Below are 24349 nucleotides of genomic sequence, written 5' to 3'. Positions count from 1 at the left end.
TCAGGTCAGGGTGACGAAGATGTCGTTGGGGGAGATCGTCGGCACCTGGTCGATGTCGACGGCGATGTCGAAGCGATTGGGGATCGCGGCCGTCATGGTCTCGATTGACACGTTCTTGTTGTTCGAGACGACATAGGTACCGGTGCCGCCCGAGCCGGTGCCGAGCGCGGTGACGGTGGTGCCGACGGTCAGCGCGCCGGTGGTGTCGGAAATGATCTGCCCGACCGCCAGCTCCCCCGACGCAACGGCGGAGACCGTCAGTATCGTTCCGGCGATCTGGCCCGTGAAGACGGCGCTGGGGTTGTTGTTCGAGCCTACCTCGATCGAGATGATCTGCGCCCACGAGCCAAGGGCAGCCACGGGCGCGTAGAAGCGGCTCGCAAATAGCGTGGTGCCGATCTTCGCGCGCGGCCCACCATCGCCGCCAGCAAAGGCGCTGACGATGGCATTCTGGATTTGCGTCGCGGCATCGGCGGGGACGAGATGCGTGTTGACGATGTTGACCGCGAACAGGATCGCCAACGGATCGGGGATCTCGAAGCTTACCCGATAGGCAGGGTACGGCGGGACATAGCCGGGGCTCTGGTCGTAGACCGTGACCGTCGTATTGCCGTTGTATGCGCAGCCGGGCGCTTTGCGCGACCAGATCGCTTGCGCGACATCGTCAGCGTCGCCGCCGACCACCGCGACATAGAGCGAGTTCGGATAGATCGAGACGCCGCCGATGGTCTGGACGTCATTGCTGGCGTTCTCTGTTACGAACGCATCGATGACGTTCGGCACCGCCAGCACCGCGCCCAGGACCGAGGGAAGCGAGCCCTGCGAATTCAACGCGACGGAGGCAGCACGGCGCGCCTCGAAAGCCGACCGGCTCTCGACATTGTTTCCCAGCACGCCGTCATCAGGGTTCGTGATCGAATCCCAGCCGGGGATCGCTCGGTAAATCTGGTCGAGGCTTCCGGCAGGGCATGGGATCGGCCCGACCACCAGGCACTCGAACGGCAAGGTGACAGTGCCGTCGACGCCGATGACGCCATCCTCGGTGCACAGATACTGGTTGCCATCTTCGGCAAGGGCCAGCGAGCCCGTCGGGATGGCGACGCCCGGCAAGCCACTGCAGAGCGCCTGCACGACCGTCGGCTGGGCCGGGTTGCGCTCGATGAAGTAGATGCGCGCGATCGCATCCTGCATCCGGCCGGTCGCATAGGCGGGATCGACCTGGTTGGTGAAATAGAGGAACGTCGAGTTGACCTCGTCGATTACCGCCGTCTCGCTGCTGGCGAGCTGCCCCTGCGGCGTGTTCAGCGCGGGATTGAGGACGCCGCCGAACGCGCCGTTGATGTCCTCGGTCACGCCCGCCAGCACCTCCGCGCCCGACGGGATCAGGAACCCCGTGTCCGTCCATTGCGGCGGGGGAACGTTGGTGGTGTCGACCATGTGCTAGAAGCTCGCTGCGGTGGTGTTGCCGGCCGCGTCCGTCACCTGCACCTGGCCGGTGACAGTCCGATCGGTCCAGGACTGGATGAAGGTCTGCGCCGAGACCACGCCGGGCACCGTCAAGGCGGCACGATTGAAGTACGCCTTCATGAGCGAGACCGGCGGCGCCTTGCCCAGGATCTGGTCGAAGTAGGGAATGCCCTGCGTGGTGTCGTAGTAGAGCTCGCCCGCGAACAGCCTGATCGCGCTCGCCGCGTCCTGCGCCAGTGCGTAGGGCTCGTCGGCGACAGCGATGTTGCCCGACGCGTCCGCCACTAAGTCCCAGGTGTCGGTGTCGAGAAGGAGCGTCTTCATGTTCCGGGCTCCGGTGGGCCTGACGTGCCGCCGCCGGGCTGGACGTTGGTGTGAAGATGGTTGAGCACGCTGATGTTCTCGCCACCGGCGCCGGCGATGACGTCGCCCGTCACCCGCAGCTGCGCGGTGGTGATGGTGATGGAGCCGGCCGCGAACTCGATGATCTGCCCGTTCTTGTCGAAGAGCTTGATTCCGCCCTCGGTGAACTGGACGGCCTGGTCCTGGTTGGCCGGATTGGCGATGGCCCCCTGATAGATGCCGTCCGACATGTTGCCGCGCCGGAAGCTGCCCGGGTTTGACTGCGCTCCGCCGTTGGCTTTCAGCGCCGAGATGTCGCGGTCCGAGATCGTCATGTGGCCGATGTCGCCGACCTTCGGATCGTTGATGATGCCGTTGGTGCCGCCCTGGTTGCGCATCGTGGCGATGCCGTAGATGACGCCGTGGGGCGTCTGGTTGCCTTGCCCGTCCGTCTGATTGATCAGCGGCATCACATCCACCGTGGGCGGCGCGCCGACGCCGCCACCATGCACCGCGACGACCTTGACGGGGATGCCCGTGCGCGCCTGCGCCAGCTCCTGGCGAATGAGGAAGCGCAGCCGGTTGATCTCGGCGGTGTCGTCAGATGTGGTCTGCTGACCGAAATAGCCTTGGCCGCTCATGCCGGCGCCGAGGCATCAACGGCGATGCATTCGAGGAGCATGAACCACTTTCCGTGGGGCATCATTGCCTCCAACTGATACTCGAGGCGGTTGACCTTCCATGTGCCGTTGGCCGGCGTCAGGTCGCTCTGGATCTGCACCTTGCCCTGATACTTCACCGCCGGATTGTAGAGCGCGCGGACCAGCACGAAGGCCTGCTGGAAGAACGGGTAGCCGACCATGCCGGTGTCTTTCGAAATCAGCACCGTGTCACTGTTTCGCGCGTTGCCGGGCGGCGTGATGACCATCGTGCCGCGATCGATGCCGACGTCGAAGCCGCCGTCGCGCGCGATCGCCAGCATCTGCGTCCACGCCGTGCCCGGATAGTAGGGGTTGGCGAACTTGACCTTGACGCCGGCGTCTTCGAACGCCAGGCCCATCTGCCCCGCGAGAGATTTCATCATCTGCGAGGCGTCGCCGGAGCCCTCGATGCTCAGCGGCGGGATCGGCTTTGCGGCATGGAAGACGCCCGGGAGCGAGCTGATCCGGAAGCACACGTCTGGCATCGCCTGCGCGTCGACATAGGCGTAAACGATGGTGCCGGTCCACACGACGTTCTGGCCGGTCTCGTCATCTCCAGCGAGCACCGAAATGCCGTTCTTGTACATCTGAAGATACTGTGAACCGACGGTGGATAGCTGGTTCATCAGAGCCAGCGGCAGGCCCCAGATCGAAATTTCCGCTTGCCCCGAGCCTTGCCCGGCGTTGACGATGTTGCAGGCGACGCGCAGCCCGAATACCTCCGCGGTGTTGCCGCCGCCTTCAAACTGACCGTTTGCCAGCTCGAACTCGACGGAAATTCGCTTCTGGCTAAACGCCATCTCGATCACCGCCTCACATGAAGAAAGTCACGCCCATGCCGAAAGTCCTTGCCGCCGCGAGCGCCGCCCTTCTGCTTTTCACCGTCGCGCCGGCGCTGGCGAAGCCGAACAAGGCCGCGCTCGAAAAGACTTATCTCGACCTGAATGAGCAGTGCCGCGGCGGCTCGGGCGATGATCCCGACACCATCAAGGCGTGCCATCAGCGCGAGGCGGTAGCGGCGCAGCTGAAAGAACTGCACACCTGCTTTGCCGGCGACCGGTTCAAGCACTGCAAGTGATCAGCCGACGCCCGCCGGGAGCTCGCTCGCCGACACATAGGCGAGGCTGTAGCGCGTGCCGAGCCCGGTATAGTACGGGTCGGTGTCGCCCTGGTTGTCGATGAAGAGCAGATCGCCGGAGAAGCCAAGGTAAAGCGACCGGACGATCCGGTTGAGGTTCTGGCAGATCACGCCGCCGATCACGAGCACGTTGTCGACATAGAGGTCGACAAACAGGCCCGTGTTCTTCTGATAGAGGCTGATCTGCGAGACCTGCCCGTCCAGCGTCACGCCGACCGCCTGGTTCGGCACCGCCTGCAGAGGAATGATGACCATCAGAAGCCCCCGGCTGGCAGGCCAGACGATGTCTTGAATTGCTCGAGCTGCGCGCTGCTCGCCGGCGCGGTCTGCACAGTGCCGCCGTTGACCTGAGAAGCGCCGCTCGGATCCTGGGTGTTCGACATGGCGGCGCTGACGGCCTGCCGCACTTCGATCAGCCAGATATCGACCGAGAGAAGCCCCATCCCCTCATTCGAGCGCCGGCTGTAGTCGTAGTGGGTGATGTTGCAGGAGAGGTAGACAGCCTCCGGCGTCACCACGTCATAGAGGTTGGTGTCGCCGGCGACGGCCCCGATCGACGCCAGCATCGCGGCGCGGTTTGCGGCCGATCCGCCGGCGGTGAAGCGCAGCCGAGCATCATAGGGTATCTGAACCTTGTCGTAGCTCTGGAAGGCCCCCTGTTCGACCGGGAAGTCAGAGATCGACCATTGCTGGCGATACTGCACCTCCACGATGTTGTCGGCGATGATCACCGGCACTCCGCCGAAGTAGATGCCCCATGGCTGCAGGCCGAAGGCGCTCGACAGCAATCCGAAGGTGTCCTGCGTCAGAAGTTCAAGAATGCCGGCCATCACGCCAATCCACTATTTGCCTGCGCGGTGAACAGACGGCGGCTGAGCGCGTCGTTGATGTCGGCCGCAACGCCGTTGGCATCGGTGGCCTGGCTGTGAACTTCGACCTTGCCGATGTGGGCCTCCACCGAGCTGTTCGAGGTCGTGGCGGTGTGCGTGCTCGAGATGTTCGACAGCGCCGCCGAGGCAGCGCCAGTGTTGATGGCCTTCATGCCCCGATAGATTTTACCGGTGAAGGAGTCCATGCCGCTCCAGGCATTGTAGCCCTCAGCGCGCTCGAACATCGATGCACCGGTCGCGCCCTGCGCGTCGGTCTTGGCGTTGCGCAGCATGCTCCCGGCCCGGCTCTCGGAGCCGTTCAGTTCGGACAGGACGAACTGATACTGCGTCTCGGCATCGTTCCAGTCTTTGCCGCGCGCCTTGGCGAAGGCCATGAGGCGCGCCTTACGCGAACCCAGCCATTGCGCCACACCAGACGCGCCGATGCTGTTGACGGTCGAAGGGCCGCCGGCCGCCTCGACATTCATCCAGCGCGAGATAAGGCCGCGCGCGCCCGCATCCGACAGGCCGCCGGCCGTGAGGGTCTGGTAGGCCTGCGACTGCCGCTCGGGCGTCCACCAGCCTCGCGTGCCACCAGAGGCCCGCTGCGGGCCGCTAGGACCGGTGCTGCCCACAATGCCGCCGACGAGCCCGCCGAGCTTAGAGGAGGAACCGCCGCCGCCGCCGAACGCGGCGCCGATTCCGCTGAGGAGATTGCTCCAGAACCCGCCGCCCGAGTTGCTCTGCTCGGCCATCGTGACCGGTACGGGATTGCTCCTCGAGATCGGCTTGCCGTCGACGGCGATCTTGTCGTCGGCATCCTTGCCGGGATGGCTTCCCGGCGCCTTGCGCAGATGAGCCATGACCCAATTGCCTATGCTGCCATGGTCGCGGTTGTCGAGGTCGTGGCGCACATGCGCGCCGCCCCATTTGACGGCGGCCGCGCCGGCAAGAAGCATTCCAACGCCCGTTGAGATGGTGCCGAGAAAGCCCAGGCCCGCACGAGCACCGCCAGCGGCGACGCCGCCGGCACCTCCCGCAGCGAGCATGCGCATATTGGCGAGAACGCGCAGAAACTTCGCGCCGAGCCACAGGCCGAACAGGATCTCGGTGGCATGGACGATGCCGCCGACCCCGTCGACAACCTCTTTCGCGCCGTGCGCGAAATTTTGCATGCCGGTCTCGACGGCGTTCCAGTCGATCTTTTCGAGCCAGTCGATGAATTTCTTCACCGCGTCGACAATGCCGGTCCGGATCCAGTCCTGGTTCTTTTCGATCCAGGTCGTCATCCTGTCGGCCGCGTCGACCACGACCGGGCCGAGCTTGTCATAAATGGCGTTGGCGAGCGCGATGATGTGCTGGAGCAATTCGTTCCAGCTAGCCTGGAGCTTTTGCGCCGCCTCGATCGCCTGATTGCTGGGCGAAAGGCTCTTCTCCAGTTTCCCGAGATAGACGTCGATGCCTGAGCCCTTCTTGTACATGAGCTGCTCGGTCGCCGGGTCGATTCCCAGCGCCTGCGCGACATTGTGAGCCGCGCCGGCGTCGATCTGGTGCAACCTCTGCAAAGCCGCGGCGACATCGGAAAGGTAGCGATCGAGCCCATGGTTGGGGTCGATCCGCATGCCGGTCCAGGCCTGCAACTGCGAGAACTCGCGAGGCAGCGCCTCACCATTCTTGTTGAGGTTGTAGAGCTGCTTGTTGACGCGCTCCAAGGTCGACGCGGTGGCATGGGCCGAGCCGCCGAACCGCTCGGCCGCATTCTCCCAGGCCGCGATGCGCTGGGGCGATTCACCGAGACTCGAGGCGAAGCGGCCAAGCGAGGCGTCAGCATTGGTGAGCTTGCGCACAAACTCGCTGAGCGCCTGGCTGCCCGTGATGACCGCAAAGAGTTCGAGCACGCGCCGCGTGATGAGGTTGACGGTCTCGGCGGCCTTCTTCGAACTTTCCTCGACGTCCTTGCCGCCCTTGCGGAAAGCGTTGACGGTCTTGAGCCAGCTCTCCGACGTCTTTTTCTGCTGATCGGTAAAGTCCTTGGGATTGAGGCCGAGCGTGACGATCAGGCTGTCAATGACCGTTGGCATGCTCGTCCCTTTTCCTCAGCAGCATCAGGTTGTGGGCGTCGACCATCGCCACTTCGAGAAGGTCGTGGACGTCCTCGATCGACAGCCACTCGTCTAGCTCGCGGAGCGAGGTTTTGCCCTTTGAGAGAACCTGACCGATGGCTCGGGAGACATTGCCGTATTCGAGGAGGTGGACGCCGGCGACTGTGTCGAGATCGATTTCGACTGGCCGCCGGCTGTAAAAAAACCGACGTGAAGGTTGATCACCTCCTGCCGCAGTTGGATCAGCGTCGCGATCTCCTCGACGTCGCCCTCGATCAGCGGGCGCTGGATGGCGGGGTTACGGGGGTCGGGTTTGATGCCGACGCATTCCATCATCTCGTCGAGCAGCGGCTCGGCATCCTCGAAAGCGATCTTGGTGATTGCCCGGATGCCGACAATGGCGATGCCCTGCATGCCCATGCCGGCGAAGTCGTCGGGGAGTTCGACGCCGGAGCGCGCCACGGCGAGCAGCGCGCGCATCGCCCATTTCTCCGCGCGCGTCGCCGGCATCTCGCGGATGTGAAAGGTCTTGCCCTGGTCACGGCCGTCATCGGCGATCGTGACGTCGATCTCTTTACGCATGGATTACCTCAGTTCGGGACGCCTTGAACACTCTGCCAGCGGATCGCGAAACGGCGCGGCTGCAGGATCTTGGCCGCCGCCGGCATCGGCGGAAGGCTCACTAGGAAGCCCTTGGTGGAGATGTAGGAGCGCCCGAGCGACGGCAGCGTCGTCGAGCCGTTGCCCGTGTAGACGTCCTTGGCCTGGACCTGCGTCGCGGCCCAGGTTTCGAAGAAGGCGATCGACGGGGAATCGGCCTGCAACACGAACGTCTGGTTGATCGGGTTGTAGACGAAGCCGCCCGACAGGATGCCGTCGACGCCCATGGCGGTCTCCACCTGGTCGACACTGTCCATGTCGTAGATGTTGTCGGTGGCGAAGCCCTGCAGTTGAACCGGCGTCGGAAAGAGGTTCGGCACGGCAAGGGTAATGACCGCGTTCGCGGCGGTGAGGGTCGACATGGTCTGGCTCCTTGAAGGGTCGTGTCTGGTGTTTGAATTCTACGGGGCCGGTTGACAAAGCCCGCGCTCGGTCGCTCCATATTAGGTGTTCCTAAAATGGAGGCAGCGATGGCCTACACATATCGGTGCAAGGACTATCCGGGAATGGAAGCCTGTCCGGGGAGCTTTACGGCAGAAACCGCAGAAGAGGTCATGAAGCACGTCGAGCTTCATGCCAAGTCCGCGCATGGGGAAGACCCTAGGCAGTGGTCCAAAGACGATCGGCAACAGTTACAAGCGATGATGATCGCCAGCTAGACCCGCTTCGCAGCTTAGGCACAACGGCGTCCTTCTTCTCGCAAAGGTGCTCGAACCGGGTTGCCGCTTACTGGACGAGGGTCGAGGTCAGCTCGATCTGCTGCACGGACTCGCCGTCCATGTACCAGAAGTTGATCGGCGGGCTCTGGCGGGCCTGGCGCACCTGCGGGGTGGCGTCCTTGACCTGGAGATACCAGCCTTGCAGCTGGAGGGTGTCGCTGGCCTTGACGCCGGCGGCCGAGTTGATCTGCGCGATCTGAAGCGCCGACAGCGTCACGCCGGCGCGGATGGCACCGAAATTCAGGGCCTGGTTGATCGGGTCGAGGCAGGCCGCCTTGATCAGCTCATAGCCAGCCGCGTTGTAGGGCACCGAATTGATGTTCTGGAGCAGCTCCATGAGGGAAAGCTGGAGCTGGTTGTTCAGCCAAATCTGGTTGATGTAGCTGTCCAGCCATTCGAACTCGCCCGACACCGTGCCGTTCTGGAACTCCAGGAACTGCTGCGCGGCCGTCGCGTAGGCGCCGTAGAAATTATAGCCGTTGGCGATGAGGTTGCTCGCCACAGTCGCGGTGGTGACGCCTGCCACCAGGCCATCCTGCCCCCGGAATGCGAAGGTGATGCGGCCGTTGGTCTGCTGGAAGTCGATCGAGGCCGCCGCGCCGCAGATGAAGGCCGCGATCTGCGCGGGCGTCGTGATGCCGCCGGCGGGATGGTAGATGGCGCAGGTGCCGTCGAGATTGGCGCTCGAGATGATGTTGCCGAAGCTCGACGTCGCATCGTTGCCTTCGGTGGGCGTGATGTCCGTGTCCCAGGCGATGTAGGCATAGCGCTTGTTGGTGTTGTTGACCCATTCGGCAAAGGCCTGCTTCTGCGCACTGCCCGAGCCGCCATCGGGGTCGAAGATCGTCATGAACGTCGCCCAATTCTGGGTGAGCTGGGTGATCGCAGCCATGAAGGCGGCTGGCGTCGTTCCATCGGCGCCCTGAGAGAGCGTCGCGCCGGTCGCCTGCGTCAGGAAGAGGCCAGCCGCGACCGAGCCGGTGGAGAAGGCGGCGGACGACGCCGCACCGACAACGGCCGAGGTGATGACGAAGCCGCCGGAGACGGAGTCATAGGTGACGTCCAGCGCCGTGGCCGACGCCGTGATTGCGCCGCTCGCCACCGTTTGGGTCTCGTCGACGAAGTATGTACCCGTAAGGCCTTCACCGGTACCAAGCTGCACGATGCGCGTGCCGGCCGTCACCCCTGCACCGGCAATCGTCTGGCCGATCGCCAGGGTGCCGCTTGCGAGCGCAGTGACCGTGAGAGTGCCATAGGTTGCCGAAACCGCAGTGCTGGCGACCACCTGCTCGATCGACACCGCGTATTCGCCGATGCCGCCGGGCGTTCCCGACAGCTGGTCGGTGATCTGCGTGCCGGCCGAGACGCCAGCGCCGGAGAGCGCCGCGCCGGCGACAAGAACGCCCGACGTCCCGCCGGTCACATACATGACGTTGCCGGCAATGGAGGCGGTCACGGCTGCCGTCGCGGGGGCGATGGTGCCCGTCACGGCGGCCGCCTGCGGAGGAGCGGAGTTCAGGTCGGTCTGTATCAGCGCCGCGGCGGCCGAGAAGCTGTTCGCGCTCGACAGATCGATCGCGTTCGCGGTGCGCACATAGCCGTCGACGTTGACGCTGAGCGTGCCGCTCAAAGCCTGGAGTTGCGCCAGCGAGAGCTGGTCGGCCTTTCCGCCTTGCAGATAGGCCGCGACCGACGCGGACGCATACTGCGCGAACAGGATCGTGGCCGGCTTCTGGGTCGAGTTGTTGAAGCCGTTGAAATAAACCGCCGCGATCTCGGCCTCTTCCGAGGACGGGCCGAAGAAGTTCGCCACCGACACACCGTCGTTCGGAAACGAGAGCACCTGCCCGATCGGGACGCGGGTGTTTTGGGTCAGCACGAGGCCGTTCATCACGAGCGCGTTGCCGCCCGCGTTGAGAACGTTCGGAATGACGTTCACAAGCTGCGAGGCCGGGATGGTCGTCATGGACCAAGTCCTTTCTGTTGGAGGGGTCAGGCCGGGAAAGTCGCCTCGACGTTGACGACGTCGATCGCGGCTTGGTCGGCGAATTGCTGTGGCAGGCCGATTGCCTGGTTGGCCTGCAGATGCACGTCGACGACGTAGCGGGTCTCGTATTGCTGCTCGCCGTTGAAGAACGGCACCTGCTTGGGCTCGTCGGCATAGAGGGGCGCGCTATCGATGCCGGCATCGGCGAAGTACCGTGTCGCCCGCTCATCGCGGATCAGGGTGGTGATCGTCTGCGCCATGTCGGAAGCGCTGCCATCCGAGGCGCTATGCACGTCGAGCTGGATGACGACGTCGGTTGGCTGCACGATGGTCTCGGCACCGCTCGACAGGAACTGCGCCGCCACGGTCTGCGCCGGCGTGACCGTGTAGGTTCCGACGCCGCGCGGCGTGCCATCGGTCTGCGCGCTGATCAGCGTGCCGGCGGCCACCGGCGTTCCGAAGACGGTCGCCCCCACCAGGAGCGTGCCGAACGAGACCTGAGTGACGGTCATCACCGAATCGGCGATCGAGGCCTCAAAGGCGCAGTCTTGATAGGTGTCGACGTTCGTTGAGAGGCGACCGCGGCGGCTCACCGTCATGGTGACGAAATCGCCGGCCGGCTCCGGGACGCGGTTGTCTTGCGCCGAGATCACCTCGACGCCGGCAGGCAGGTATTGCAGCAGAAAGCATCGCAGGACCGTCTGGATGCCTGACTGGCTGGGGGCCGGGGCGCTCATCAGACGCCGGTGCCGATCCCGCGCACCATGGCTTCGCCGGCGCCGATCGGCTGGCACCACACCTGGTCGCCGGCCGCGAGCGGGAACGGAACGAAGCTCTGGGAGAGCAGGACCCAATTCGAGGCATCCGCCGCCGGCTGGCTGTCGGCGATCGCTGCCATCACGCCGCCTACGCTGGTCACCTGCAACAGCGCCGATGAATAGTTGGCGCCGTCGGCGACCTTAGTCCACTGGCCGGCGGGGCATGGTACCATGAAGGTTCCGTTTGCCATTTCAGGCTCCATCCATTTGTAGGGTCAAGGCGCACTTGCACCAGTCGGGCCAGGACTCGAGCACGTGTGCCACGAGCCAGGTGTTGCCTTCCGGGAAGGTACCGGCAGGGAAGACGAAAAGATCGCCGCCGGCTTGCAGCTCGCGCACCACGCCGAGCGCGGAACCGTTCAGGTACACGGCGCGGCGCACGCCCTGAATGTTGAGACCGTCGAGCAGCTGCAGGTCGTTGTAGCTCAGCGCCTGCGCCTGCAGAGGGACGCCAGGGACGTCCACAAAGCTCGGGGTGCGCGTGCCGTCAGCCGCCGTGGTGTAGCCGCTGGACCGTCTCAGCGTGGCGGTCACGAACGGGTTCACCGTGCCGATCGCCGCCGAGACGATCCCGTGCAGGTTCATGGTCGATCAGCCGACGCGGTAGACCGTGAAGGTGCCGGCGCCCGTGTTGCGGAAGCGCAGGATGCCGCTAGACGGGATCGTGGGGCTGCTATGCGCCGGGAAGTCCATCGAACCGACCAGCGTCATGCCGGCATTGGTGGTGATGGTCGCATCCTCGGCATCGACGATGGAGGTGTTGATCACCGAGACATCGAAGGAGTCGTTGACCTGGAAGTCGGCCGGCAGCGCCGCCTGGAGGTCGGCACCGGTCGGGAGCTGCTGCACGGAGGCCGCGCCGCCACCCTGGTCGATGGTGATGATGCGGGCGAGCAAATCGGCGGGCGTAAGCGTGCCGGAGACGGTGTGCGCCGCCGGATCGCCCTGCGTGCTGCCGACCTGCGCCGTGGCGGTCCAGATGGCAGCGCCAGGGGTCGCGTCGACGCAGACAAAGGCAGTGTCGGTCGCGGTGTTCACCCAGGCCGAGCCGACCTGATAACCCTCGCTCGAGTCGTCGGTGGCGGCCGGATCGGTCACGGCCGAGAAATTGTTCTTGAATGCCAGGTCGGCAGGAATGTCGCCGACGTTGCTCGAGAAAAGGATGGCCCTCATCGTAGTGGTCTCCGGGTTCAGGATTTCTTGACGGCATAGTCGACCGACGCCAGCATGTGGCCGGTGTCGACGAGCTGCTTGTCGTTGCCCTTGCGGGCGATGGTGGCGGGCTGCAGCGGCGGGCCGTCATAGGCGGTGATCGCCGCCTGCAGCTGGCCCTTGATGGCCTCGCCCGTCTGGCCCAGCGTCTTTTCGGCGTCGTAGCCGTTCGCGACCAGGAGATTGCCCACGGCGTCGGGCCATTCGGGGCTCTTGTCGTCGATCATGCCCCGGAAGAACGGGCGGGGCGGCGTGTCGCGGGTGCCAAATTCATTCAGCGCCGCAACCAGCGGGACGGAAGTGCCGTCGGGATAGGTCGCGCCCTCCAGGAAGCCGACCTCGACCGAAACGGCATTCTGGAGGTTCTTCGCGATCTCGGCCAGCTTCGCGGCGAGCTTGTCGCCGCCGGAGAGCTTCACCATCGCTTTACGCGCTGGGTGCGCTCTGGTCGCCGGGCTGATCGGCGGTTTTCGCCTTTGCCTTGCCCTTCGCGTCAACGGCGGAATCGGCGGGGCCGGTAGCTCCGGTGGCACCAGTTGCGGCGACCTCGGGCGCGGCGCCGGTCGCTCCGCTGTCGACGGCCGCGCCGGTGGCGCCGGTGGCACCAGTGGCACCAATTGTCCCAGTCGCGCCAGTCGCGCCAGTCGCGCCCGTCGCGCCGGTCGCCCCTGCCGCACCATCTGCGGCCGCCGTGGAGGTGGCGGGCGTCTCCGGCGCATCCACAAGCGGTGCCGGGGAAGCGAGGCGCAGGCTGCGCTCAAGGGTCTGGATGCGATCTTCCGCGTGCTTGCGGAAGGCGCGGAACTCGCGCTGCAATTGCTGGAGGAGGTCCATGGACGATGTCCTTTACTGATTGAGCCACGGGTTGAAGGCGCGGCGCGGCCCGGGCATGTAGCGCATGGTCCGGTAGGCGGCAGTGGCCTGCCAGAAGGCCGCGCCGAATGGGGTTTGCATGAACCAGGCGTTGTTTGGCGTCACGGGGAAGTCGGCCTGCACCGACACGCTGCCCTCGGCAGCATTCGAGACGCGTCCCACGATCCCGGCCGGCGCCTGACCGTTGGCGCCGTACATGAGCTGGCAGATGTGGGCGACCATGAGGTTGAGCAGCGTCGTCTGGGTCTCGGTATTGCTCACAGGGCCTCCGCCATCGTTACGGCAATAGAGCTGCGCGACGGGCAGCGCGCCCTGGAGGACCTGCGGCTGGCTCAGCATCGCGAACTGCGGGTAGATGGCCACGAAGTTCGCGAAGCTGAAAGCGACGATGACGCCCATGGCAGACCTCCCCGGGCGTTGTGGTTTTAAGCCGCCGCGTCCGCCTTGTAGGGCTGGATGCCGCGCGGCAGGTTGTTCGGATCGATCGGCTCGAGGCCCGACTTCTGCGCCTCATGCTCCTTGATGAAGCCCTCGACCATGTCAGTCTCGGTATGCGCCCAGACGAGGTTGTTCCTGACCGCGTCGAGGTCCTTGTTCTGCTCGAGCCACTTCTTGAAGAAATCGGCATCGACGCCATGTGTCAGGGCATAGCTGCTGTCCTGCGCCATCGGGGCGGGCTCCTTGCGTCGGTCGAAGCGGCGCAGATAGCCTTTGAGGACGACCGGCTGGCCGATCACCTGGGCGCGTTTCACCTTGCGGAAGCTGCCGCCGGCCGTCGGTTCGTTCTGCTCGACCATCTCGTGAAGGCGCAGGACGAGGCCATGCGGAAGCTTGCAGGCAACAGTGACAGTCGTGGACATTGATTTACTCCGGTTGGTGGAAAGGCGGTGGCCGTCGCCGATGGCGTCGGTGGAGCGGATGCTGGGATCGAACCCAGCTCACAGCCGTGGGGCGGCTGTTTCTCTCAGAGCATCCGCGAAGATGATGGTGCCCCTCGCCGAATCCAATCGCCGATTGCCGGAGAGTTCGTCTCGGTGATGATCGGGCGCTGTTTGCGCCTCGGGCATAGAAGAGTTGGGACGGCTCGACCGCTCGCTACCCACCTCAGTCCGGTTTAGTCAGAGTCCCGACCTCATGCGCCAAAGCCTTCCGTCGCCTGATGCCTGATCGCCGCGCGCGCCGAAGCTAGCCGAGCCGATCGAAGCACCGGTGTGAGCAGGGCGCCTACGCAGTCTCCGCTTTTTTGTCCAGCTGCGCCCGCGCGTCACGGATCGAGGCGGCATAGGTCACCAGCGGCCGCTTGACGCCATGGCTTATCAATGTGCGCCTCACCTGCGACGAGGCGCCCGCGATGATGAAGCGTCCTCCGGCCCGCCCTGCCTTGTGCACGGTGCTTTCAATCACGTTTGCCGCGGTCGAATCGAGAAAAGGCACTGCCGAGCAGTCGAGTATGAAGTTCTTGCTCTGGTCCGCGATGCGGTCGAGCACCGTGGCGACCGTTGCCGCCGCGCCGAAGAAGAAAGCACCGGATATGCGATAGATGACGGTGTCGGGATCCGTGGCTGAGCCAAGATCGTAGGCGAGGCGGCCGCCGTTCTCATCATCGGCGCGGTCGTCCGTCACCGGCGGGACATGCGCTTCTACCTCGACCGAACGTGCCATCCTACCGATGAACAGCAAGGCGCCCAGCGCAAAACCGATCACGATGCCGGTGGTGAGGTCGCGGAAGATGACAAGTCCGAAGGTTACCAGCAGCACCAGGGCATCGCCCCAGGACGATCGGATCAGCGCCAGGAAGGCGGGCTTCTCCACCATGTTCCAGGCCACGGTGGCCAGCACCCCGGCGAGCGCCGCCAGCGGGATGTAGCTGGCAAGCGGGGCAGCCGCCACCATGAACAGCAGCAGGAAGGCGGAATGGAATATCCCCGACAACGGTCCATGCGCGCCCGCGCGGATGTTGGTCGCCGTGCGCGCGATCAGTCCGGTCACGCAGATCCCGCCGAACAGCGCCGAGCCGATATTGGCGATGCCCTGCGCCACCAGTTCGCAGTTGGAGCGGTGCCGTCGGCCCGTCATGCCGTCCGCGACCACGGCCGACAGCAGCGATTCGATTGCTCCGAGCAGGGCAAAGGAAATTGCGTCGGGTACTGCAGAGACGAGCTTATGCGCGTCGAAGGCCGGCAGAGTCGGGTCGGGCAAGATCCGCGGAATGCCGCCGAACTGGGTGCCGATCGTTTCGACGGGAAGGCCGAGAAGCGTCGTGGCGAGCGAGGCCGCCGCCACCGCGACCAGGAGGCCCGGCCATGAAGGCCGCCAGCGCTTCATGCCCACGATGATCCCTATCGTCAGCGTGGCGACGGCAATGGCCGCTGGATTTACCGTTCCGGCCGCCTTGCCAAGCGCGATAAGCCTGGGCAACAGGTCGCCGGGCTCCTTCCCCGGCAGAGTCAGGCCGAACAGGTCATGCAACTGGCTGGACAGGATGATTACGGCAATGCCTGCGGTGAAACCAACGGTCACCGGATAGGGAATGAATTTCACATAGGCGCCGAGCCTCAGATAACCGGCCGCGAGCAGGAAGACGCCGGCCATGAGCATTGCCAGGATGAGTCCGTCAACGCCGTGATGATCGACAGCGGAGGCCACGACCACGATGAAGGCGCCGGCCGGTCCGCCGATCTGGAACCTGCTGCCGCCAAGCGCGCCGACGATGAAACCGCCGATGATCGCCGTAAACAGTCCGCGCTCGGGCTCCACATGCGAGGCGATCGCGATCGCCATCGACAGCGGCAGCGCCACGATGGCGACTGTCAGGCCGGCGATCACATCCGCCCTCAGCTGCTTGAGGTGGTAGCCCTCGCGCAGCACCGTCACCAGCTTTGGTGTGAACAGCTCGGCGAATGTCGGCCGTGCTTGATGGTGAATTGCAGGCCGAGCCTGATCCATGACCATATTCCGCTCCAAGGGCGGCGGGATCGTCGGCTGCATGTCGGCGGTCGCCGTCGCGATAACTGTTGCGACCCCGCATTGCGCTGCCCGAAACCGGCAAGGGTTTCCGGGGCGGATGCGGTTGCGGCTCAGCCTTGCGGGTTCTGCGCCACGGTGGCCTTGAGGCGTACGCCCCTGCCGCCGCGCTCGCTGGTCTGGTTCTCGCCGATCAATTCCACCCCAACCTCGTCAAGGGCCTGGATGACCTTCATCAACGTGTCGACAACGCCTCGCACGACACCCTCGCTCGCCTCCATGCGCTGTATCGTCGGAAGCGAAACTCCGGCGCGCTCGGCAAGAGTTCGCTGGTCGATACCGGCCAACGCCCTCGCGGCGCGCATCTGCGCAGCAGTGATCATCGGCCAGAACCTTTGTCTGAGTCTGCGGTATCAATGGATAATACAAATATCATGATGTTTCAAGCATCATTCATTTTGGATGAGACACTGGCCACTCGTTATCCGTAAACGGCCTTGCGCCACTGCAGCGTCGAGCCCCAAGCCAGCACCGCATGGCGCAGGCAAAGCCCCCGCGCCAGCCGGCAAGCAGGTAAAGGACAAGCTGCGGAGCCGGCAGCGGTCTTAATCCCAGGGAATCATCGGACCAGATGATATGGCCATGATGGAACGCGTCTTGAAAAAGGTTCTCGCGGCTAACGCACATGCTGCTGAGAGGGAATGGTTAGCTTCAATTCTGCTCGGCGCTTTCAGGCTGGAACCACCGGACGAGGCAGGATTGATCGCCCACGGTGCGGAGATCAAGCGCCGATAGGTGCTATGCCGACGGAAACACCAGTCGAGATGGCAGAGACCTTGAAGGCGAGCAAATCATTGCCCGCCAACAAGAACTGGTGAGCAGACTTGCGGCACAAGGGCGTACGTTGTTGCCGTATGACTCTGTAGTGTTCCTGCAATCCTTGAAGCCGTGCAGCGGGAGCGAGTCGCCTATCTGGAACGCCTTCGGCGCAAGCCTCCTTCGTCCCAGCCCCAAACCAATGCATGAATGCGGCTCGTATTGGGGCGCGCAATACTATCTCTACGCCATCTAAACGCCCACCATCTGCGAAATGCCCATCGGCTGGCGAATGATCGCGCCCCAGGTGCCGCTTGACATTTTCTTTTTCCACGAGGAGAGCGCGCGCACGATTGGATGAGCGCGGAGCTTTTCGTTGAACGCACAATAGCCGGTCGGCTGACCATCGATGCCGTCGGCAATGAACTGAACCACGTTGCCGGCTGAGATGCCCGTCGGGTTGATCGCTGTCTCCGCCCTATATTGCACCGCTGAAACGACGCGAAGGTTCGGGAAGTTTTTCTTGAGCAGGTCCTCGACATTGACGTTGAACGAGTTGGTCGCGGTCATGGCAAGCTGCGATTCCGGCGACATGGCCAGTGTCATCTTGGTGTTCTGGTCGACCAGGCCGGCTGTCTGGGTAACGAGCTGCAGCCACAGTGACTGGAGGTCGGAATAGATCTCATTCGCGGTGGCGACGATCTGGCCGTTGTTGATCCATTTCACGCCGCCGTAGGCCTTCGGCGCCGGGGTGATCGGAGCCGCCAGGTTCGGGTCGTTGAGAAGCCCATAGTTCTGCAAGCCCTGCACGCCCTTGAAGTAGGTCGTGTTGAGGAATCGTGCGAGCACGGTGACGCCGGCGCCATCCACCTCGCCGACCCAATTGACGCGCCCAAGGCCGGCGCGCTCGATCTCTAGCTCGCCATATTCGGAAATCGTCTGGAAAAGATAAGACTGGCGCTGCGGCCAGTTCATGTTGGCGCCGGCTCGGCCGTTGTCGTTGTAGTCGCCATAGCTCGAGACTTCGCCGGTCTGCTCAACGACGGGGAACATTGCGGTCTGGTCAATCCAGGTACCCTTGCGGATCTCGCCGAAGATTTCGGCAGCTTTGGTTGGGGCGAAAAGGATGCGGTAGACCTCAGGATCCACAAGCGTGGTGAGGAACGCCGGGATGCCGGCGTTCGGTGCTGTCGCTAGCTGAGGCTGTGCATCCATCGCGAGGTGATTGGTGCGGAACGCCTCGACGATGTAGGCGCGTGCATCGGGAAGGTAGATACCGGCCTGCTCGAACATCGAGCGATGCTGAGCCCACGCCGCAGCGGCCTGATCGAAGTGGTGAAATTTCATGGTGGTTATCCTCACAGATCGCCGACTTGCGGCGCATGGTTTCGAGATTGACGGGCGGGTTTAGCCCTGAGGCCAAGAGCTGACCTTCATCAGCTCGCCGGGCTGCGCGAAGGAACGCACGGTCCACTTGGTCTCGACATTGGTGGCCGCGGTGAGCGCCGCAGCGTTGACTATGGTGTTGACATCGACCGCATAGGTGCCAGCGCCACCGGCTGGGCCAGTGAGCTGCTGGGTGATAGTGGTGACGGCGGTGATGCCAGCGCCGGTCAGCGTGTCGCCGACGCCGAAGACGCCGACGATCGTGCCGCCCGCCGTGAACACGCCATAGGTGCCGGAAATCACTGTACCGGGGTCGACGTCCTGGTCGGGGATGTTAACTGCATACGTGCCCACACCGCCGGGGGTGCCAGTGAGTTGCTGTACGATCTTGGTGCCGGAGACGACGTCGGTGCCCGAGATCGTTGTGCCGGGGTAGATCGTGCCGGAATTGAGCGCGGTGACCGTCAGCACGTTGCCGACGATGGAGCCCAGGAAGCCGCTGGTCTCGGCTGCGATGGAGCCGGCCGAAGTGGTCGCGCCATTCGGCGAGCCGGACGGAGCAGCGGTCGCCGTGCCATCAGCATAGTTGGCGTAGACCTTCTGGCCGACCAGGGCAGGCGTCGCGCCGGCGTTCTTCACCCAGAAATCGCCTCCATCGAAGACGGTGATGGGGAAGCCGGCCGGGACCAGCATCGTCGATTCCTGCAGGTATTGCTCGATCAGGCCCTGCTGCTCGCGATGGACGAAGCCTGCGACTGGGCCGGTGCCGAAGGTGTTGACCACGGTCGGCGCATTGTCGCTGTCGGCTTCAACATAACTCAGCCAGGCGAAGCGGCCGATGACAGCACCTAGCGCGCCGCAGACCAGCGCGCCAGCGGCGGCAAGGACTGTAGAGCGGGGATTGGTGGAAGCGAAATCGCCCTCGACAGCGGGGGCGGGATTGTAGGCAACCTGCGTCTGAAACCCAGACATGGGCGATCTCCTAATATGAAAAGAGCCGGCTCGCTGGCCGGCTCGACGGGCTTGGAAAGGGAAGCCGCTCGCCTTAGAGCGACTTGACGATGTGGGTCTTGGCGGCCGGGAAAAGCTCGTAGAACGAGTTCACCCCGGCAGCGTCCATGGCGACCACCGGCTTCTGGGGTGCTCCAGCGCCGGGCAGCGGTTGCGCCTTGAGGATCGCCGGCAGCGCCGAGGGATGGACGCCATCGATGTTGACGCCAAGCGAGGTGAGCGCGGTGCGATAGACTGCATCAGCACTGTCGTGAGCCAGGGCGAGCTTTCCGATATAGGGCCGAACCGCCTCCTCGGCGGCGCGGATTTCGGCGGCCGACTTCAACATCTCAGCGCGTACCTCGGTCTTGGCCTGCGCTACAGCTGCGGCGATCGCCGCGTCCATAGCCTTCTTGTCGACTTTGTCCTCCTCGTCGTCATCTTCCGCTTTTTTCTTCTTCTCGTCCTCGTCTTCCTTTTCGGCGTCCTCGGCGGCTTTCTTGCGCTTCTCCTCCTCGGCGACGTCCTCGGCGGCCTTCTTCTTCTTGGCCTCCTCGTCGTCGTCCTCGTCCATGGCTTCCTGAGCGTCGGCCTCTTCGTCGAGTGCAAGCAGAAGCCCATCGAGGCCGTCGAGCTTGGCATCGGCGGCGAGCTTGCCCTTGGTGGCCTTCGCGACCGCCTCGACGAGCGCGGGCCGCTTGGCCTTGAAGTTCTTGGCGGTGATGCCGGCCAGCGCCGGGCGCAGGTCGATCTTCTGATCGGCTGCGAGTTTCGGCATGACGTGGGCAAGAATCGCGCCGTGGGCGACGGACGCCATGCGCGACAGCAGTGCTGTTTTCTTCATCGTGATGATCTCCATTTTGCTGTCGCCGACAACAACATCAGGCCCGGCGCGGCCTTCCTCAACCAAGGCAACGTGATTGGCGGAAATGTCCCGCATCACGCCGTCGTAGAATTCTCCAGCCAGCGTGCCGGGCGTCATGTCGGCCCGGTAGCGATAGCTGCTCGAAAGTTCTTTCTGCCGATCGGATTCGATCAGCGCGATTGCAGCGCCGTCCCAGATGCTGAGCGGCGCCATGAGATACGGGGCATGGAACTCGACGGCATCGCCGAGCGCACCGACCACGGCTTCGCGGGGGTGCTCCTTGGCGCTGATCGGAATGTGCTTGAGCAAGAGCGGCTTGCCGACGAAGGTCGGAGCTGCTTTCGCGAGCTCGTCCGCATCGCGGTAGAGGCGATAGATGCGCTCGGGATTGAGCCCTAGCGCCTCGAAGTCCGGGATTTCGCGGCCATAGTAGGGGCAGACGTTGGCCTTCGAGATCGGCGTCATCTCGACGCGCAGATGACCGTCCTGGTCGAACGAGCGCACGCTGTTGCGATCCATGGCGAGCGCGTCGTTGGCCTGCGCTACCGCTCCCGTGCCGCGGCATTCGTCGCACAGGATCCCAGGTCCGGCGACTTCGCCGGTGCCGCCGCAAATCGGGCAGGCGCCCTCGATCTCGATGTCTTCGCCCCGCGCGCACTTCACGAAGTTAGAGCGCAGCGAGTCCCATGCCTCGGGCGACATGTCGGCGGCGATGCCAAGCCGCTCGCCCAGCATGTCGCGCAGGCCCGGATGCAGCGGCTCGGGCAGCGAGCGCAGGGGAGCCCAGGCATAGCCGGAATGCTCGTCGGTCAGCACCGGCGCGAATTTCGTCTCGACGGCCTGAGCGAAGGTGTGATGCACCCAGCCATTCGGCGTGCCGCGCGTGTCGACGAGCTGGCGCGCGCCAGACGGCAGCGTGCCGATCTCCTCGGTGGTCTCGCGCGCTGCCGTCGTCTCGGCGTCTTCGCCTTCATCCGACTTGCCACCAGGCCAGCACCAATGGCCGGGCCAGTTGGTATCGGTCGACGAGCGACGGAGCACCAGGACATCGCCATCGGGCGCGACCAACATCAGCGAGGCCGCCTGCCCCGCGCTGTCCTTGCCGACGAACTCTTCGCCGACCGACTTCGGGATGCCGAGCACGCCTCGACCCTCGGCCGCTGCGTACATGGCGCGGCGCTGGGCCTCAGACTTCGCTCGCATCGAAAATCGCTCCTGAAATGTAAGGCTTGACCTCACATTTTGTTTGACATATGTAAGGTATCGCCTTACACTTAAGCATGATCAAGACGTTCCGAAACAAAGCCCTGCAACGCTTCTTTGAAACCGGCAAAGCACGCGGTCTCAGCGTTCAGGACGACAAGCGTGTCGCTCGCATCCTGCGCGCCTTGGAAGCGGCGGCGCGGCCCCAGGACATGGACCTTCCCGGCTATCACTTCCACGGCCTCTCGGGTCGCGACAAGGGCCGGTTTTCGGTCCGCGTCACAGGCAATTACCGCATCACGTTTGCATGGGACGGCGAAGATGCAACCGAAGTCGAATTAGAGGATTACCACTGATGAACACGACACCCATCAAGCGCGGCCTGCCCGCGATGCATCCCGGCGAGCTTCTGCGCGAAGACGTCATTCCGTCGCTCAATGTGTCGAAGACGGAGATCGCGAAGCTGCTCGGCATTTCGCGTCGCACGCTCTACGACATCCTGGACGAAAAGCAGCCCGTCACGGTGGCGATGGCTCTCCGCATTGGAAAGCTGGTCGGCAACGGCCCGGTGCTTTGGCTCAACCTCCAGCGCAACTATGATCTGGAGCAGGCCGAGAAGGCCCTCAGCGCCGAGATCGAGGCCATCCCGACGCTGCATGCGGCGTGATCACGAAAAGCCCTTGATGACGGGCTTGGCGACACAGCGGCATCCGGGCTCCTCGCCCGGCCGGATGAAGCGTTTGACGGCCGGGTCATACCAGCCGGTCGAAATCTTGTAGCGGACCTTTTCGCGGCCGGCCTGGACATGCGTGGGGCGAGGCTCTTTCCCGCCGCCGCTGTGGTGCCACTCAGCTTCATCGATGCCGAGTTCCAGCTGGCGCGCCGTGTTGAAGGCCGATGTCGCCTTGTTGTTCTGGTCGAGTGCGATGAAGGCCGCGCGCCGCTTCGTGATGCCGGAGTAGCGCTCCAGGTCCTGCACGAGGCCGGCGAGGTCGCGGCCGGTCTGGACCGGCCGCATCACCGCGCCTTCGACCTGGTCGAAATACTGCGACGGGATCGACTTGATCAGCGCCACATTGGCGTTGACCGTCGCGTCGATGACGTCGCGCATCGGCGCCGTCTTCTTGAACTCGACCGAGATGCCGCCATCGCGCAGGATCTTGCGCAGCGCCGCGCTGGACCGTTTCTCGACCGAGAGCGCGAAATAGTCGCCGAGCTTCACCGCGGCGACGTCAAAGCGCTTGGTCCATTGGACGGCGAGCTTGCGGATCGATCGGCGCAGCGCATCCGCCGGCGTCTCGTCCTGCGCTATGCGGGGCGTATTGGCCCGGTAGGACGCTTTCAGCCAGTAGATCACGCTGTCGCTCATGGCGTCGATCAAGCGCGTCAGGCGGCCCCTATAGGCCGTTTCGATCCCGACGTTCGGTCGGACGGGGCGAAGCACCTTTTCGTTGCGCTTGGCCGTCCGACGACTTTGCAGGCTGGACATCACGATCCCTCAGCGTCTCGGCGATCTCGCGATCGTCGGGCGTCTGTGCTTTGAGAAGTTCCCAGAGGTGGAGCGTGATCAAGCGGTGCCGGCGTTGTCCGTGACGGGAGCCGCACTATCTGCCGGCTCCTCGGGGTTGGCAACACCCGGGTCCCAAACAAACCGTTCCAACACGAGAACGGTTCGGAAGAACTTGTCAGGGTCGATCTCGCCCGGCGTGCTCATGCCCACCAACTCGACCAGCCGAAGCCGGATTTCGCGGGCCTCGTTCACGCCGCCTCGTCTCGTTCCTCGGACCCGCCCTTGACCACCAGGCCGTCCTCTTCCTCTTCGAGGAGGTCGGGCAGGTCCTCGACATCGATCGAGGAGAAGTCCGAGTCCGGATCGCCGGCAACGCGCTGGCGGGATTCCTCGGGCGAAATCACGCCGGCGTCGATCAGGATGACGTCGCGCTCCGCCTTGGTCTTTTCGACCTCGGCCGCTTCCTTCTCATTGGTCTCTTCGAGCTTTTCGAACTCGAAGTCGATGCCGGGGTCGGGCTCGCCCCAGAGCGAGGTCATCACCAGGCCGAGCAGGCGATGGATCGGCTGGCGAAATAGGTGCTCCTGGAAGGAGTGGACGTAGTCGTAGAAGACCTGGATTTCGCCCTCGGAGGAGGCGTTCAAACCGGCCGGCTGGACGCCGAGCAGCTTGACCAGCGGAATGTGACTCACCGACGCCACGTGCTCTTGCGCCTGCGCCTGGAGCACGTCGAGCCCGGAGAGCGGCGCCGCGACGTTCTTGAAGTCCTCGGTATCCTTGTCGATCATCATCAGGCCACGATTGGACCTGACCAAATTGAAAAGTTCGGCGCGCCGGAAGAGCTGATCACCATCCGCCTGCAGTGTCTCGCCAAGATTGGTGGCGAGCAGGAAAACGCTGAACATCGAGATGATGTCATTCACCGACTGGCGCGTCTCCAGCCAGTTGTCGACATAGGGCTTGCACATCTGCGACAGCGACAAGCCGCCGAACGAATAGGTCGGCTTCAACAGGTCGGGCACTTCGCGCCCGATCAGCGTGATGAGGCGCGAGGTGTGGACGATCTTGGCCTGCACATACCAGCTGTCGGGCCGATACCAGTTGTCCTTGAGCGGATCGCTCGAGTTGTAGTTGGTCGGATAGCACCAGACCGCTTCGACGGTGCGCAGCGCCTTGATCGGCTTCTTGGAGAACTTGGTGACGCTGAGCTTGTCCCAGCCGTCGCCGATCGGCTTTTGCAGCTCGTCGGCATCGTCGGTGTCGCCGGTGTCGATGTAGATGTGACCGCGGCCGAAGAAGCCATCCTGCTCGGCGGCGCGGCAGAAGATGTCGCGCACGTTGAGGCGCTTGAACTCGGCCTCCAGCTCCGCGATCTTGTCGGCCTTGTCCTCGCCGTCGTTCGAGGTGAAGCGGATCCATTTCCGCGTCATCTCGGTGGCGATCGTCTCGGAGATCACCCGGTATTCCGGTCGCTGCGCCAGCTCCGAGAGATAGGCGTATCCGAGGAAGGTGATCCCCTCCGAGAAGTAGCCGCTCAGCGCGAAGCCGTTGGCCCAGCTTTGAACCGCGCCGACGGCGCTGTCCATGGCAAGCCCGGTGTTGCCCGACGGGAGCACGCCATCCGGGTGCTTGGGCAGGGTGAAGACCGGCACCGGCTGTTTCGGTGCGGCCGCTTGCGCGCGGATCGCCGACAGCATCGCATCCGAGATGCGCGCGGGAGGACGCGC

The 24349-nt window shown here is 64.2% G+C and carries 31 protein-coding genes; 5 read left to right on the top strand and 26 right to left on the bottom strand.

The features are described 5' to 3' along the window. The 4 genes from P9228_RS06225 to P9228_RS06210 are packed head-to-tail and all read right to left on the bottom strand — an operon-like array spanning position 1 to position 3310. Entirely contained in the window at positions 1-1437 is a 1437-nt protein-coding gene (locus P9228_RS06225; protein ID WP_278052724.1) for a baseplate J/gp47 family protein, read from the bottom strand. Between the two features lie 3 nt (positions 1438-1440). Continuing rightward, complete coding sequence (locus P9228_RS06220; protein ID WP_095783057.1) at positions 1441-1791, bottom strand: hypothetical protein; 351 nt, start codon at positions 1789-1791, stop codon at positions 1441-1443. Continuing rightward, positions 1788-2450, bottom strand: coding sequence for a hypothetical protein (locus P9228_RS06215; protein WP_278052723.1), 663 nt, complete (start codon positions 2448-2450; stop codon positions 1788-1790). Before P9228_RS06215 ends, P9228_RS06220 begins: the two co-directional genes overlap by 4 nt. Next, positions 2447-3310: a hypothetical protein gene (locus P9228_RS06210; RefSeq protein ID WP_278052722.1), complete on the bottom strand. Its 864-nt coding sequence runs from the start codon at positions 3308-3310 to the stop codon at positions 2447-2449. The genes P9228_RS06215 and P9228_RS06210 overlap by 4 nt, the downstream gene beginning before the upstream one ends. 35 nt (positions 3311-3345) lie before the next feature. Between P9228_RS06210 and P9228_RS06205 the strand changes: the two genes are divergently transcribed. After that, the gene (locus tag P9228_RS06205; protein WP_278052721.1) at positions 3346-3588 is read left to right on the top strand and encodes a hypothetical protein; all 243 of its coding nucleotides are present in this window, start codon (positions 3346-3348) and stop codon (positions 3586-3588) included. Here P9228_RS06205 and P9228_RS06200 read toward each other — a convergent pair whose 3' ends face one another. The 5 genes from P9228_RS06200 to P9228_RS06180 form a co-directional block, all read right to left on the bottom strand. Then, positions 3589-3903, bottom strand: coding sequence for a hypothetical protein (locus P9228_RS06200; RefSeq protein ID WP_278052720.1), 315 nt, complete (start codon positions 3901-3903; stop codon positions 3589-3591). Continuing rightward, positions 3903-4478, bottom strand: a complete 576-nt coding sequence (locus tag P9228_RS06195; protein ID WP_278052719.1) for a phage baseplate protein — start codon at positions 4476-4478, stop codon at positions 3903-3905. Before P9228_RS06195 ends, P9228_RS06200 begins: the two co-directional genes overlap by 1 nt. Further along, on the bottom strand, positions 4478-6598 hold the full coding sequence (locus tag P9228_RS06190; RefSeq protein ID WP_278052718.1) for a phage tail tip lysozyme: 2121 nt from the start codon (positions 6596-6598) through the stop codon (positions 4478-4480). Before P9228_RS06190 ends, P9228_RS06195 begins: the two co-directional genes overlap by 1 nt. A gap of 93 nt (positions 6599-6691) precedes the next feature. Beyond that, positions 6692-7201 (bottom strand): hypothetical protein, encoded by a 510-nt coding sequence (locus P9228_RS06185; protein WP_278052717.1) that lies wholly within the window; start codon positions 7199-7201, stop codon positions 6692-6694. A gap of 8 nt (positions 7202-7209) precedes the next feature. Beyond that, positions 7210-7641: a hypothetical protein gene (locus tag P9228_RS06180; protein WP_278052716.1), complete on the bottom strand. Its 432-nt coding sequence runs from the start codon at positions 7639-7641 to the stop codon at positions 7210-7212. A 108-nt stretch (positions 7642-7749) separates the two neighbouring features. Here P9228_RS06180 and P9228_RS06175 point away from each other — a divergent pair, with 108 nt between their 5' ends. Beyond that, positions 7750-7938 (top strand): DUF1059 domain-containing protein, encoded by a 189-nt coding sequence (locus tag P9228_RS06175; protein ID WP_278052715.1) that lies wholly within the window; start codon positions 7750-7752, stop codon positions 7936-7938. 67 nt (positions 7939-8005) lie between these two features. Here the strand turns inward: P9228_RS06175 and P9228_RS06170 are convergent, their stop codons facing one another. From P9228_RS06170 to P9228_RS06120, 11 genes are all read right to left on the bottom strand, one after another. Beyond that, positions 8006-9964 (bottom strand): DUF3383 family protein, encoded by a 1959-nt coding sequence (locus P9228_RS06170; RefSeq protein ID WP_278052714.1) that lies wholly within the window; start codon positions 9962-9964, stop codon positions 8006-8008. 26 nt (positions 9965-9990) lie between these two features. Continuing rightward, entirely contained in the window at positions 9991-10722 is a 732-nt protein-coding gene (locus P9228_RS06165; RefSeq protein WP_278052713.1) for a hypothetical protein, read from the bottom strand. Next, positions 10722-10994 carry a hypothetical protein gene (locus tag P9228_RS06160; RefSeq protein ID WP_278052712.1) on the bottom strand — a complete coding sequence of 91 codons (273 nt, stop codon included), beginning with the start codon at positions 10992-10994 and terminating at the stop codon, positions 10722-10724. Before P9228_RS06160 ends, P9228_RS06165 begins: the two co-directional genes overlap by 1 nt. Position 10995: 1 nt before the next feature. Then, entirely contained in the window at positions 10996-11388 is a 393-nt protein-coding gene (locus P9228_RS06155; RefSeq protein ID WP_278052711.1) for a hypothetical protein, read from the bottom strand. 6 nt (positions 11389-11394) lie between these two features. Continuing rightward, positions 11395-11976, bottom strand: a complete 582-nt coding sequence (locus P9228_RS06150; RefSeq protein WP_278052710.1) for a hypothetical protein — start codon at positions 11974-11976, stop codon at positions 11395-11397. Between the two features lie 17 nt (positions 11977-11993). Further along, the gene (locus P9228_RS06145) at positions 11994-12437 is read right to left on the bottom strand and encodes a hypothetical protein (protein WP_278052709.1); all 444 of its coding nucleotides are present in this window, start codon (positions 12435-12437) and stop codon (positions 11994-11996) included. Positions 12438-12441: 4 nt separating this feature from the next. Beyond that, a complete protein-coding gene (locus P9228_RS06140) occupies positions 12442-12849 on the bottom strand; it encodes a hypothetical protein (RefSeq protein WP_278052708.1) in 408 nt (135 codons plus the stop codon). Between the two features lie 12 nt (positions 12850-12861). Continuing rightward, positions 12862-13287: a DUF4054 domain-containing protein gene (locus P9228_RS06135; protein ID WP_278052707.1), complete on the bottom strand. Its 426-nt coding sequence runs from the start codon at positions 13285-13287 to the stop codon at positions 12862-12864. Between the two features lie 26 nt (positions 13288-13313). After that, complete coding sequence (locus tag P9228_RS06130; protein ID WP_278052706.1) at positions 13314-13748, bottom strand: hypothetical protein; 435 nt, start codon at positions 13746-13748, stop codon at positions 13314-13316. Between the two features lie 364 nt (positions 13749-14112). Next, positions 14113-15834 (bottom strand): SulP family inorganic anion transporter, encoded by a 1722-nt coding sequence (locus P9228_RS06125; protein WP_278052705.1) that lies wholly within the window; start codon positions 15832-15834, stop codon positions 14113-14115. 131 nt (positions 15835-15965) lie between these two features. Continuing rightward, positions 15966-16235, bottom strand: coding sequence for a helix-turn-helix transcriptional regulator (locus tag P9228_RS06120; RefSeq protein WP_095825883.1), 270 nt, complete (start codon positions 16233-16235; stop codon positions 15966-15968). A gap of 259 nt (positions 16236-16494) precedes the next feature. Between P9228_RS06120 and P9228_RS06115 the strand changes: the two genes are divergently transcribed. Next, on the top strand, positions 16495-16647 hold the full coding sequence (locus P9228_RS06115) for a hypothetical protein (protein ID WP_278052704.1): 153 nt from the start codon (positions 16495-16497) through the stop codon (positions 16645-16647). A gap of 273 nt (positions 16648-16920) precedes the next feature. On the opposite strand, the gene P9228_RS06110 is transcribed toward P9228_RS06115, so the two are convergent. From P9228_RS06110 to P9228_RS06100, 3 genes are all read right to left on the bottom strand, one after another. Next, complete coding sequence (locus P9228_RS06110; protein WP_278052703.1) at positions 16921-18015, bottom strand: hypothetical protein; 1095 nt, start codon at positions 18013-18015, stop codon at positions 16921-16923. 60 nt (positions 18016-18075) lie between these two features. Then, positions 18076-19026: a hypothetical protein gene (locus tag P9228_RS06105; RefSeq protein WP_278052702.1), complete on the bottom strand. Its 951-nt coding sequence runs from the start codon at positions 19024-19026 to the stop codon at positions 18076-18078. Between the two features lie 73 nt (positions 19027-19099). Next, positions 19100-21112, bottom strand: a complete 2013-nt coding sequence (locus P9228_RS06100) for a DUF2213 domain-containing protein (RefSeq protein WP_278052701.1) — start codon at positions 21110-21112, stop codon at positions 19100-19102. Positions 21113-21189: 77 nt separating this feature from the next. Here P9228_RS06100 and P9228_RS06095 point away from each other — a divergent pair, with 77 nt between their 5' ends. Together P9228_RS06095 and P9228_RS06090 are read left to right on the top strand one after the other, a co-directional pair. Next, complete coding sequence (locus tag P9228_RS06095) at positions 21190-21468, top strand: type II toxin-antitoxin system RelE/ParE family toxin (RefSeq protein ID WP_127239322.1); 279 nt, start codon at positions 21190-21192, stop codon at positions 21466-21468. After that, positions 21468-21779 carry a HigA family addiction module antitoxin gene (locus P9228_RS06090; RefSeq protein ID WP_278052700.1) on the top strand — a complete coding sequence of 104 codons (312 nt, stop codon included), beginning with the start codon at positions 21468-21470 and terminating at the stop codon, positions 21777-21779. Before P9228_RS06095 ends, P9228_RS06090 begins: the two co-directional genes overlap by 1 nt. Here the strand turns inward: P9228_RS06090 and P9228_RS06085 are convergent, their stop codons facing one another. The 3 genes from P9228_RS06085 to P9228_RS06075 form a co-directional block, all read right to left on the bottom strand. Further along, positions 21780-22481, bottom strand: a complete 702-nt coding sequence (locus tag P9228_RS06085; RefSeq protein ID WP_278052699.1) for a phage minor head protein — start codon at positions 22479-22481, stop codon at positions 21780-21782. 198 nt (positions 22482-22679) lie between these two features. Then, positions 22680-22874 carry a hypothetical protein gene (locus tag P9228_RS06080; protein WP_278052698.1) on the bottom strand — a complete coding sequence of 65 codons (195 nt, stop codon included), beginning with the start codon at positions 22872-22874 and terminating at the stop codon, positions 22680-22682. Further along, positions 22871-24319, bottom strand: a complete 1449-nt coding sequence (locus P9228_RS06075; RefSeq protein WP_278052697.1) for a DUF1073 domain-containing protein — start codon at positions 24317-24319, stop codon at positions 22871-22873. The genes P9228_RS06080 and P9228_RS06075 overlap by 4 nt, the downstream gene beginning before the upstream one ends. Positions 24320-24349 lie beyond the last annotated feature (30 nt).

The organism is Mesorhizobium sp. WSM4898, from assembly GCF_029625845.1.
GTDB lineage: Bacteria > Pseudomonadota > Alphaproteobacteria > Rhizobiales > Rhizobiaceae > Mesorhizobium.
This window is presented reverse-complemented; position numbering and strand designations above follow the sequence as displayed.